Annotated in this window: 9 protein-coding genes, 1 tRNA gene, 1 other RNA gene and 1 other annotated feature (2 of these 12 running past the window's edge); of the genes, 2 read left to right on the top strand and 9 right to left on the bottom strand. The window is 38.4% G+C overall.

Annotated features, from left to right (window positions below; translation table 11 throughout):
* The 5 genes from recR to tadA all read right to left on the bottom strand — a co-directional run.
* Nucleotides 1-508, bottom strand: partial view of a recombination mediator RecR gene (gene recR, locus BAOM_RS00115; protein ID WP_119119049.1) — the 5' portion only. 89 nt of this gene lie to the left of the window's left edge; only the first 508 of its 597 coding nucleotides appear in the window; it begins with the start codon at nt 506-508; its stop codon lies beyond the left edge, outside the window.
* 61 nt (nt 509-569) lie between these two features.
* Nucleotides 570-887 (bottom strand): YbaB/EbfC family nucleoid-associated protein, encoded by a 318-nt coding sequence (locus tag BAOM_RS00110; RefSeq protein ID WP_127762393.1) that lies wholly within the window; start codon nt 885-887, stop codon nt 570-572.
* A 22-nt stretch (nt 888-909) separates the two neighbouring features.
* Nucleotides 910-2,598, bottom strand: a complete 1,689-nt coding sequence (gene dnaX / locus BAOM_RS00105) for a DNA polymerase III subunit gamma/tau (protein ID WP_127758594.1) — start codon at nt 2,596-2,598, stop codon at nt 910-912.
* Nucleotides 2,599-2,826: 228 nt separating this feature from the next.
* Nucleotides 2,827-3,091, bottom strand: an RNA gene (ffs, locus tag BAOM_RS00100) — signal recognition particle sRNA large type.
* Nucleotides 3,092-3,173: 82 nt separating this feature from the next.
* On the bottom strand, nt 3,174-3,683 hold the full coding sequence (tadA, locus tag BAOM_RS00095) for a tRNA adenosine(34) deaminase TadA (protein WP_127762392.1): 510 nt from the start codon (nt 3,681-3,683) through the stop codon (nt 3,174-3,176).
* Nucleotides 3,684-3,819: 136 nt separating this feature from the next.
* Between tadA and BAOM_RS00090 the strand changes: the two genes are divergently transcribed.
* Entirely contained in the window at nt 3,820-4,362 is a 543-nt protein-coding gene (locus tag BAOM_RS00090) for a cysteine hydrolase family protein (protein WP_127758593.1), read from the top strand.
* Nucleotides 4,363-4,437: 75 nt separating this feature from the next.
* Here the strand turns inward: BAOM_RS00090 and BAOM_RS00085 are convergent.
* From BAOM_RS00085 to guaB, 4 genes are all read right to left on the bottom strand, one after another.
* Nucleotides 4,438-4,530, bottom strand: a tRNA-Ser gene (locus tag BAOM_RS00085).
* Between the two features lie 181 nt (nt 4,531-4,711).
* Nucleotides 4,712-5,992, bottom strand: coding sequence for a serine--tRNA ligase (gene serS, locus BAOM_RS00080; RefSeq protein ID WP_127758592.1), 1,281 nt, complete (start codon nt 5,990-5,992; stop codon nt 4,712-4,714).
* A gap of 61 nt (nt 5,993-6,053) precedes the next feature.
* Nucleotides 6,054-6,273: a binding site (T-box leader), on the bottom strand.
* A gap of 69 nt (nt 6,274-6,342) precedes the next feature.
* The gene (locus tag BAOM_RS00075; RefSeq protein WP_252282878.1) at nt 6,343-7,668 is read right to left on the bottom strand and encodes a D-alanyl-D-alanine carboxypeptidase family protein; all 1,326 of its coding nucleotides are present in this window, start codon (nt 7,666-7,668) and stop codon (nt 6,343-6,345) included.
* Between the two features lie 193 nt (nt 7,669-7,861).
* Nucleotides 7,862-9,328, bottom strand: a complete 1,467-nt coding sequence (guaB, locus tag BAOM_RS00070; RefSeq protein WP_127758591.1) for an IMP dehydrogenase — start codon at nt 9,326-9,328, stop codon at nt 7,862-7,864.
* 68 nt (nt 9,329-9,396) lie between these two features.
* Here guaB and BAOM_RS00065 point away from each other — a divergent pair, with 68 nt between their 5' ends.
* Nucleotides 9,397-10,000: the 5' portion of a YaaC family protein gene (locus tag BAOM_RS00065; RefSeq protein ID WP_127758590.1), read on the top strand. The gene runs 428 nt beyond the window's last position; 604 of the gene's 1,032 nt are visible here — the first part of the coding sequence; it begins with the start codon at nt 9,397-9,399; its stop codon lies off the right edge, out of view.

The raw sequence follows: 10,000 nt of genomic DNA, 5'->3' as shown, positions 1-10,000 counted from the left end.
TTCTTGTCACTTTAATACCTGATGGCTTCAACAGTCTAGAAATATACATCGCTGTGGCTTCTCCCTCAATATTTGGATTGGTTGCCAGAATGACTTCCTGCACCGTCTCATCCTGCAGGCGCTTCAATAAATCAGGGATATTAATATCCTCCGGTCCAATTCCATCCATCGGCGAAATACTGCCATGTAACACATGATACAGCCCGTTAAACTCACGCATTTTCTCCATCGCAATGACGTCTTTCGGGTCCTGCACCACACAAATCACGTCTCGATCTCGACGCTGGTCTTCACAAATCATACACGGATCCTGATCGGTAATATGACCGCACACTGAACAATAGGAAAGATTTCTCTTCGCGTTAATCAGCGCTTTCGCAAAGTCTAACACCGTATCTTCCTTCATCCCTAACACAAAAAAAGCGAGTCTCGCTGCTGTTTTCGGTCCGATACCCGGTAACTTCATAAAGCTGTCAATGAGCTTTGAAATCGGTTCTGGATAATGCATCGTATCCTTCCTTCCATGACAGAAAAGAAACCTCCGTTACGGAAGTTTCTTTTCTTGCTATTTAAAACGGCAGATTCATGCCTTTTGTAAATTGACCCATCGTTTGGTTCGTTAATTCTTCTGCTTTCTTTAAGGCATCATTTGTTGCCGCTAATACTAAGTCTTGTAACATTTCGATATCATCCGGATCGACTACTTCAGGTTTAATCGTGACATCGACGATTTCTTTATGACCTGTCACAATCACGGTAACCATCCCGCCGCCAGCTGTTCCTTCGATTTTTTCTTCACCTAGTTTTTCTTGTGCCTCTGCCATTTTCTTTTGCATTTTTTGCATTTGTTTCATCATATTTTGCATGTTCCCCATGCCACCACGCATACCCATTGTTCGTACCTCCTAATTATTCTTTAATTTCTAGCAAATCATCCCCGACTAATTTACGGGCTTCTGCTATAAAAGGATCTTCTTCTTTTGATTCCGTTTCGGTTGGACCATCGAGTTGCTGCGTAGAAAGAAACTCTTCTCGCAATTGCTGCCATTGACTCTCCGGCACACCTGCCATTTCCATACGACGACCGGTAAGTTGTTCCATAATGGATGCAAGCATTTCGATTAAACGGCTATTTTCCATGGCCATTTGGCAATGAATATCATATTTAAATTTTACCACAAATGCACCTTCTGAGGCAGCAACAGGTTCTGCTTCTGTCAATAAAGCCGCTAATGACTTTAAATTCTGTTGACCCAGTTGTTCAAAAACTTCGCCCCATTTACTTTTTACTGCTTGTAAATCAGGTTTTGTCGCATGTTTTAAAATTTGATGAATTTTCCCTGCTGGTGCCTTATATGCTTTTTTTGTAGTCCTTTGTGCTTTTGGTTTGGTTGCTACTCGTTCAACATTAGAAATCGCTAATCCATTTTGTTTAAGATCTTCAATTTGCTTCTCAAGGCCCTCTATTTTAGCAAGAAGTTGTTGTACTTGTCCGTTATCAACTTGAGATGATGACTGTTCATTGCACAACTTTACAAGCGCGACTTCTAGTAAGATACGTGGATGATTCGTCCACTTCATATCCTGCTGTGTTGTATTAAAGCTTTCAATCATTTGATAAATCATGTCTGTAGAAATCATACCCGCGAGTTCTTTAAACTGCGGATCAATCAATACTCGTTCAAACGTATCAGCTAAACTTGGAGCTGATTGATATAATAACATATCTCGGAAGTAAAAAATAATATCTTCTATAAAACGAGCCGGATCTTTTCCCATTGCTAATAGTTCATCTAAAACTTGAAGGGAAACAGCCACATCTCTCTCATAAACAGCTCGCGCTAATCGACTTAAAAAAGCTTGTGATACCGATCCCGTCACTGTAAGAGCATCTTCTACTGTTACTTCATCTGTACTAAACGAAATAGCCTGATCAAGCAAGCTTAGCGCATCACGCATTCCGCCTTCAGCCGCTCTCGCAATAATATGTAAAGCCTGCTCATTACATGCCACACCTGTTTCACCCACAATTTGCGACATCCGACCAACGATATCTTGGGGTTGAATACGTTTAAAATCAAAACGTTGACAACGAGAAATTATCGTTAGGGGAATTTTATGCGGCTCAGTTGTAGCTAAAATAAAGATGACATGCCTAGGAGGCTCTTCTAATGTTTTTAATAAAGCATTGAAAGCTCCTTGTGATAGCATATGTACTTCATCGATGATATACACTTTGTATGTAACTGCGTTGGGGGTATACTTCACTTTATCGCGAATATCTCGAATTTCTTCTACCCCATTATTAGAAGCCGCATCAATTTCAATCACATCCGATATGGAGCCGTCAGTAATACCTCGGCAGGTCGCACATTCATTACAAGGTTCACTTGTTGGCGCATGCTCACAGTTTACAGCCTTCGCGAGGATTTTGGCCGCACTCGTTTTCCCTGTACCACGCGGTCCTGAAAATAAATAGGCGTGGGAAACTTTTTGCCCGATGAGAGCGTTTTGCAACGTTTTCGTTACATGTTCCTGACCGACTACATCAATAAATTGTTGTGGTCGCCACACCCGATATAATGCTTGATATCCCACGGTAATCCCTCCTTTATTTTCTCCATCTCTCTTAATTATAGCGTACTTATTTCCATCGTTACAATGTAAGATGAGCAGCTGGCAGATACGTTCTTTGTCTTCCAAAGCGATTAGTTAAATCATAGAGCCAATGACGCCAACAAAACGTATCAAAAATTTTATACTTCCTTATCTTGATACAAAAAAACTCACCCTTAATGGATGAGTTGATTTATTATGTAATAACTGCCGTGCACCTTCTGTCGATTAACAACCATAAGCGTTACTTAAGCAGTTAGCTCGGCCCAGGCAACCCTGCGGCACATGGGAACTTCCACTTAATGCTGCTTCCTTCCGGACCTGACATAGTTCATGGAGACCCATTGCGCAGGACCCGGACGTCAACACCACTTACTTAAGGCAGACCCTACAGTACGCTAACCTCGAGAAGGGATTCCGTCTCGCTAGAGCGGATTGCGAGTTCAGGGCACCGCTACCTCCCCACCTAGCACGGCAAATATGATACCAATAATTAGTGTACCTCATCTAGGTACATGATTTATTATACCGATTATATTTTAAAAAAGCAATATTTATTAGCTGTTAATATCTTCTATGCAATGTGAGTTTTTTGCTTTCTTAGCCGCCTTTTTTTGCTCACGAAGTTCTTTAAAAAAAGCCGTCAGTATACCGCCGCACTCTTCTTGCAGTACACCGCTCGTTACTTCGCTTTGATGATTAAAACGTTCATCTTGAAGTAAATTCATAAACGTCCCAGCACATCCTGCCTTTGGATCATGCGCACCAAAGACCACCCTCTTAATACGGGAATTAATAATTGCACCCGAACACATCGGGCACGGTTCAAGCGTTACATATAAAGTGGCTTCTTCTAGCCTCCATGTTCCAAGAACTTCACAAGCCTCACGTATTGCTAATAATTCTGCATGAGCCACTGCATTTTGATCCGTCTCACGTAAATTATAAGCTCTAGCGATTACTTCATCCTTCCAAACAACAATTGCACCAATTGGTACTTCTTGAAGAGCACGTGCTTTTTTTGCTTCTTGTAAAGCTATATTCATATAATACGCATCATCTTCCACCATCTATCCCCCCTTTTATAGGAGTAAAGAGACGCTATCGAGCTAACTATAAAGAGTAAACACACATTATCCTCACATATAGGACATCGTATCGCACTATCTATAATGGATGCAAACTTAAAAAAGGAGAATATTTATGAAATGCGCCCTAATTATTATTGATATGATTAATGATTTTAAATTTGCTCATGGCGATTTACTGCTTAAGCATACTAAATCTATTGTTAAACCGATTTTACATATTAAAGAAACCATAAAAAAACAAGGGGCTCCCATCATCTACATCAATGATCACTACAATTTATGGCAAGCTGACTTTGAAAAAATTATCGCCACTTGTCAACATGAACAAAATACAGACATCATTGAACAAATTAAGCCAACAAATGATGATTACTTTTTAATTAAACCAAAACATTCTGCTTTTTACGGTACAGCTCTTCAAACTTTATTACACCAATTAAAAGTCGATACTTTAATTTTAACTGGAATTGCAGGGAATATCTGCGTCCTTTTCACTGCCAACGACGCTTATATGCGTGAATATAAAATCTGGGCACCAGAGAACGCAATTGCCTCTGCCGATATACAGGACAATCAATATGCTTTAACGATGATGAATCAAGTATTAAAAGCAAGTACAGCTAAAAGCTCTCTTATTTCATCTTTTCTCCAATAAAAGAATCCGTTACGTAATGTAACGGATTTTCATACGATTCCATATTTATGCATGCAAGTGTGATTAAAAAATAAATGGAGGAGGTAGAGGGATTCGAACCCCCGCGGGGTTTGACCCCCCTGTCGGTTTTCAAGACCGATCCCTTCAGCCAGACTTGGGTATACCTCCGTGTTGACAGTTAATATAGTACAATGATTCAAAAAGAATGTCAACATCTCGACCACTTTTTTTAGCATAAGAAAGATTATCAATGAAATAAAAGGAAAGTCACTTCAGCAGCAACATTCGTTAATACATCATTTAAAAAGAGGGACATTACCTTTGACAGATAAGTCCCCTTTCTTTCAAATTAGCTAGGCTTAATGACTTCTACGCCACGCATATATGGTCGTAATACTTCCGGAATAATAACGCTTCCGTCTTCTTGTTGATAATTTTCCAAAATAGCTGCTACCGTTCTGCCGATAGCTAAACCAGATCCATTTAATGTATGAACAGACTCCGGTTTTCCTTTCGTATCACGACGGAAACGGATATTCGCACGTCTCCCTTGGAAAGCTTCAAAATTACTACAAGAAGAGATTTCTCGATAACCGCCATAGTTCGGCAGCCATACTTCAAGATCATATTTCTTCGCTGCGGTAAATCCTAAGTCTGCTGTACACATGCTCAATACACGATATGGTAGACCAAGCAGTTGTAACACCTTCTCAGCATGACCTGTTAAGTTTTCAAGTTCTTGATAAGAGTCTTCTGGCTTTACAATCTTCACAAGCTCGACTTTATTAAATTGATGCTGGCGAATCAGACCGCGTGTGTCTCGGCCTGCAGACCCTGCTTCAGAACGGAAGCATGCTGTATAAGCTACATAGCTAAGCGGTAAATCCTCTCCATTTAAAATCTCATCACGATGGAAGTTCGTTACAGGCACTTCAGCTGTTGGAATTAAGAAATAATCTTCACTTTCAATACGAAATGCATCTTCCTCGAACTTCGGCAACTGTCCAGTACCTGTCATACTTGCGCGGTTTACCATAAACGGTGTCATTAATTCTTCATAACCATGTTCTTCTACATGTAAATCCAACATAAAACTTGCTAATGCACGCTCTAATCGTGCGCCTAGCCCTTTATAAAAAACAAAACGGCTTCCTGTTACTTTTGCAGCGCGTTCAAAGTCAACAATCCCTAAATCTGTTGCTATATCCCAATGCGGCTTTGGTTCAAATGTAAATTGTGGAATTTCCCCCCACTTACGAGCTTCTACATTATCATCTTCTGTTTCTCCAATTGGAACACTTTCATGCGGAATGTTTGGAATAGATAAGAGAAGCATATCTAACTTCGCTTCTACTTCACGAAGTTCTTCATCTAAACCTTTAATTCGATCCCCCACTTCACGCATTTCGACAATTAATGTATCAGCATCTTTTTTCTCACGTTTTAATACTGCTACTTGTTGAGATACTTCATTTCTTTTACTTTTTAGCTGCTCTACCTCAGCAATTAACTCACGACGTTTCACATCTAATTCTTCAAATGCCCCTAAATCCGTTAAGTCTTCTCCACGATATTGCAGAATACGTTTTACTTCTTCAAAATTATTTCGTAAAAATTTTAAATCTAACATCTTTCTTTCCTCCTATTTATATAGCTTATAGCTTATGAACGCAAAAAACTCCCGTCCCTATAAAAGGGACGAGAGTTAACCCGCGTTGCCACCCTAGTTGAAGACAATATTTGTCTTCCACTTGTCAAGATAACGGCTTGAACCGAAAGTACTTACTAACCTAAAAGGTGTTCCGTTCTTTACTCAAGGATGGATTCACAAGATGCTTACACCGATTTTCACCAACCATCGGCTCTCTACAGCAAGCTTCTCTTGTTACTATTTCCTGTCATAGCTTTATAAATCAAATTGTTTTTCCATAATGTACTACAATTATTTGCAAGTTGCAACCGTTTTATACGCGAATTCTATTAAAACCATCCTTTAACAGTAGAAGCAGCACTTGACCAAATATCAGCGAAGAATCCACCTACTGCACGCATAGAAAGAACAAACCAATTCGCTTTTTCCACTGACTCAGCAGCTACAACGTCTACCTTAACCGCTTTAACTTCTGGATTCGTGATTGAACCATATGATTCTGCTCCTACTTGAACAGTAATATAACCAAGCTTTTCACCTTTTTTAATCGGCGCTGTTAATTGACCCTCTTCATTTAACTTACTTTTATCAATAACGAGTTTCGTTTTAACATGATCTTTGTAATCATCTTCTACAACTAAATCTAGTGCTTCTTTTGTTTCAATATTAACTACGTCTTCTTTTCCTTTCACAACATCAAGTGACTTATGCCCTTTGACCTGATAGTGTGCAGGAAGAATTTCTTCTTTATTAAACTGATCAAAAGCGTAGTCCATTAATTTAATACTATCTCTAAAACGCTCGTCTTTAGATGTTGATTTCATAACCACTGTAATATAACGTTGCCCATCACGAACAGCCGTTCCAGTATGAGCGTACCCGGCAAAATCTGTTGAACCTGTTTTTAAACCATCAACACCATCATATTCAAAGATTAAACCCGGCAACATCCAATTAAAGTTTGGATATTCTCTACCATCACGAAATTTCAATTTAGAGATACTTGAGTAATCTAGCGCTTCTGGATAATCATTAATTAACCGATAGGCTAGTAAAGCTACATCCTGCGCTGTCATTACATTTTCTTCATTTGCATCGCCAGACGGATGATTTCCTAGTAAATCAGAATTATTAAGTCCAGTAGAATTTACAAATTTATAGTTTTTTAAACCTAGTTCTTTCGCTTTTTTATTCAGTAGTTGAACAAATTTCTTCTCGCTACCAGCAATTTTTTCAGCCAGAGCTACTGTTGCAGCGTTACCAGAGTATACAGCCATCGCACCATATAATTCTTCGACTGTATACTCTTCACCTTGTGTTAAGCCTACATTCGACAAATTCGGCGCCTTGGATAGTTTATGTACATACTCATTTATTTGAACTTTTGTATCCCAAGAAATTTTTTTATTATGAATCGCTTCTAACACGATATATTCTGTCATCATTTTAGACATTGAAGCAATACCTAAAACTTTTTCGGCATTTTTTTCATATATAATTTGCCCGGTTTCACCATCAATGATAATCGCTGCTTCTGCTTTTAAGCCTAAATTATCAGATTCAGCTTGAGCTTTCCCCGGTTGATAAGCAAATTGTGACAATGCGAGAACAAAAACGGTCATGAACATCAGGGTCATCTTGCTGATTCTTTTCAATTTCCAATACCTCCACCTTGTAAGCTTTTTAATAATAGGCAGCTATTTCTGGTCTGCCTCACACACTTTTTTTAGTTTATCATAGAAAAAACAAAAAAAATAGGTAGAGTCATGAAAGACGATACCTATTTTTTTGGTAATTTTTATTCCATCTTTAGCAGGTAGTAAGACCTCTACCAAGGGAGGTTTTACCTTATTGTAAAGAATAGTTCGGTGCTTCTTTTGTAATTTGAACATCATGCGGATGACTTTCTCTTAAGCCCGCACCTGTCATTTTAACGAATTGTGCTCTTTCTTTTAAATCCGTTAAAGTAGGTGTTCCGCAGTATCCCATACCTGAACGAATACCACCGATTAATTGATAAATTGTATCTGCAAGAGGTCCTTTATAAGGAAGACGTCCCTCAATTCCTTCTGGAACGAATTTCTTATTATCTTCTTGGAAGTAACGGTCTTTAGACCCTTTTTCCATTGCTGCAACAGAACCCATACCACGATATACTTTAAAACGTCGGCCTTGGAAGATTTCTGTTTCCCCTGGACTTTCCGTAACACCAGCCAGTAAGCTTCCAAGCATTACTGCATCTCCGCCTGCAGCTAAAGCTTTTACAACATCACCAGAGTATTTAATACCACCATCAGCAATAATTGTTTTACCATGTTTGCGAGCTTCTGTTGCACAATCATATACAGCTGTAATTTGTGGTACACCTACACCAGCAACAACACGTGTTGTACAAATTGATCCAGGCCCAATTCCAACTTTTACAATATCAGCACCTGCTTCAATTAATGCTCGTGTGCCTTCTGCTGTTGCAACGTTCCCTGCGATAATTGTCAATTCAGGATAAGCATCTCGAATTTCTTTAACTTTTCCAAGAACACCTGCAGAATGGCCGTGTGCTGTATCTAATACAATGACATCAACATGTGCTTTTACTAGCATTTCTACACGCTTCATTGTATCTTTCGTTACTCCAACTGCAGCTCCAACAAGTAATCTTCCTTGTTTATCTTTAGCTGAGTTAGGGAATTCAATAACTTTTTCGATATCTTTAATTGTAATTAGTCCCTTTAAAACACCGTTATCGTCAACAAGAGGGAGTTTCTCGATTTTATATTTCTGAAGAATTTTTTCAGCTTGCTCTAAGTTTGTTCCGACTGATGCTGTCACTAAATTTTCAACTGTCATTACATCAGAAATTTTTAAAGAGAAATCATCAATAAAGCGTAAATCACGATTTGTAATAATCCCAACAAGCTTTTGATCTGTTTCATTATTAACAATTGGCACTCCAGAAATTCGATATTTGCCCATTAAATGCTCAGCATCAAATACTTGATGTTCTGGCGTTAAGAAAAATGGGTCAGAGATAACACCACTCTCAGAACGTTTAACCTTATCTACTTGATCAGCTTGAGCTTCAATTGACATATTTTTATGAATAATTCCTAAGCCACCTTGACGAGCCATTGCGATCGCCATTTCCGCTTCTGTTACTGTATCCATTCCTGCACTAATAATCGGAATATTGAGTTTCAAATTTTCCGCCAACTCTACTTTTAAACTTACATCGTTTGGTAGTACCTCCGACTTTCCTGGTACCAGTAACACATCATCAAAAGTTAAACCTTCTTTTGCAAACTTATTTTCCCACATTTCTTTCCCCTCCTGCTAAAAAATATTATTTGTAGGTTATCAACTGGGCATAATACTGTCAAGAACGAATGGAAAAGTTTGATTTTTCTATTAATTTAAAAAATTCAAAGGAGCTGTTATCTTTGTTTATAAACACTGGTTATTTTGATTCCCTTTTGCCTTTTTTTTCAGCATCTTCTTCTCAACTATTTTTAAGAAAACATTATACTCAACTACATATTCCAAATGCAGAACAAAAGAGCTATGAAAATTGCTACCCGTTTATATATTATCTAGAACACGCAAAAACATACTATGAACAAGCAAGTATTGCTCCACTCTCTATACAGCCTACTTTAACGTTCTACGGGTTTGTACAGCTTTTAAAAGCATGTTTACTTACCGTAGACCCTAATTACCCTGAATCGACTTCCTTGCTTGCTCATGGGGTCACAACAAGAAAAAGAAAAAAGCAACAATATGAGTTTTTGAAGGATGAAGTAAAAGTACAAAAAAATGGATTAATCACTTGTTTAGCTGAAAAAATTTTTAATATCAAACAGTTAGAAGGGGAAAAATTTACAATGGAAACACTACTGAAGGAAATTCCAGAAATGCAAATGAATTCCCCTATCCATTCTTCCAAACAATTCGAAACACTAACTCTTACACATCAAGGCTTTCTACTACCAT

Source organism: Peribacillus asahii (genome assembly GCF_004006295.1).
Classification (GTDB): domain Bacteria; phylum Bacillota; class Bacilli; order Bacillales; family DSM-1321; genus Peribacillus; species Peribacillus asahii_A.
Note: the sequence above shows the minus strand (reverse complement) of the source record. Positions and strands in the feature narration are given on the sequence as shown.

Coding starts and splice junctions, on each gene's coding strand:
- serS (WP_127758592.1), bottom strand. CDS start 5,992: ATGTTAGATTTAAAATTTTTACGAAATAATTTTGAAGAAGTAAAACGT.
- BAOM_RS00090 (WP_127758593.1), top strand. CDS start 3,820: ATGAAATGCGCCCTAATTATTATTGATATGATTAATGATTTTAAATTT.
- guaB (WP_127758591.1), bottom strand. CDS start 9,328: ATGTGGGAAAATAAGTTTGCAAAAGAAGGTTTAACTTTTGATGATGTG.
- BAOM_RS00110 (WP_127762393.1), bottom strand. CDS start 887: ATGCGTGGTGGCATGGGGAACATGCAAAATATGATGAAACAAATGCAA.